The sequence below is a fragment of the Pseudomonas sp. SDO5532_S415 genome (genome assembly GCF_054071155.1).
Map to the genome: position 1 here is coordinate 1 of NZ_JBSVWS010000364.1, position 1,190 is coordinate 1,190.

Genomic DNA, 1,190 nt, shown 5'->3' on the forward strand with positions numbered 1-1,190 from the left:
GCGAGCAGGCTCGCTTGTATGTTTAGACTTGAAGGGGTGGGCGGGACTAAAAGCTCGATTCCGACTCTAGCCAGTACGGACCGTGGGAGACTTCTCGTTCCGCCCTTTCTACCTAAAGCGCCGATAAGGAATTCATCGGTAGAACCGACGATAGAGGCAAGCCAGCGCGACGGTAGACCCCAACAAGCACTTAAACCCTAGCTCCGAGGATTCGTCATGACAATCCTTAACTCGCCAACGGTGATTGGTATTGATGTGGCGAAGGCCGAAATCGTCGCTTACCGCGAAGACCTGAAAAACACTCAATCCATCGACAACAACCGAGTCGCTCTTTGGCGCTGGCTCAAAGCGCTGCCGGCGCAATGCTCGATTGCTCTGGAGGCTACCAGCCGCTATCACCTGGACACGGTCGAGATGGCTCATCAATTAGGTCATCGGATTTACGTTGTGGACCCCTATCGGGTGAGCCATTACCGCGAAAGCGTTGGTCAACGAGCAAAAACCGATCCTTGTGATGCACGCTTGCTGGCACGCTATCTGACCAGCGAGCAGTCGCGACTGCGTGTCTGGAGTCCGCCACCGCAGCTCTACAACGAGCTCAAAAGCCTGCTCAATAGACGCGCGGAACTGATCAAGGTGCGTGTCAGTATTACCCTGAGCTGGTCGAGCGAACCGCTCCTGAAAGAGGCTCTGGTCAATCTGTTGGAGTCCATCAAGCACGCTGAGTTGGCCATTCAAAAGTTGCTGCGCAAAGTCAGTCAGGAAGCGGGGATCACCGAAAACATCAGACGCTGCAAAGTCATCGAGGGCATTGGCGAGCTCACAGCCACCGGCTTGGCGACCGCATTCATGCGTGGTCATTTCGTCAGCGGCGATGCGTTCATTGCTTTTTTGGGGATGGACTTGCGACCCAAAGACTCCGGGAAGAAACACAGCCCTCGCCATCTGTCTAAAAAAGGCGATGGAGAGCTACGACGCCTGGCGCATACCGCAGCCATGGCGGCTTGCCGGTCTCCCACCTGGAAACCGTTCTATGAGTCCTACTTGGCAAGAGGACTGGCCAGAACTCAGGCTCTGGTCATCCTCGCCCGCAAGCTCTGCCGGGTGGCATTCGCCCTCATGAAAAATCAGAGCGAATACCAACCGAATCTAAGGCGGTAGGATTTACCTACAACATAGAATCTCCCACA

The 1,190-nt window shown here is 55.1% G+C and carries 1 protein-coding gene; it reads left to right on the plus strand.

Annotated features, from left to right (window positions below; all coding sequences use genetic code 11):
* Positions 1-216: 216 nt before the first annotated feature.
* Positions 217-1,161 (plus strand): IS110 family transposase, encoded by a 945-nt coding sequence (locus ACW9HW_RS30120; RefSeq protein WP_457402973.1) that lies wholly within the window; start codon positions 217-219, stop codon positions 1,159-1,161.
* Positions 1,162-1,190 lie beyond the last annotated feature (29 nt).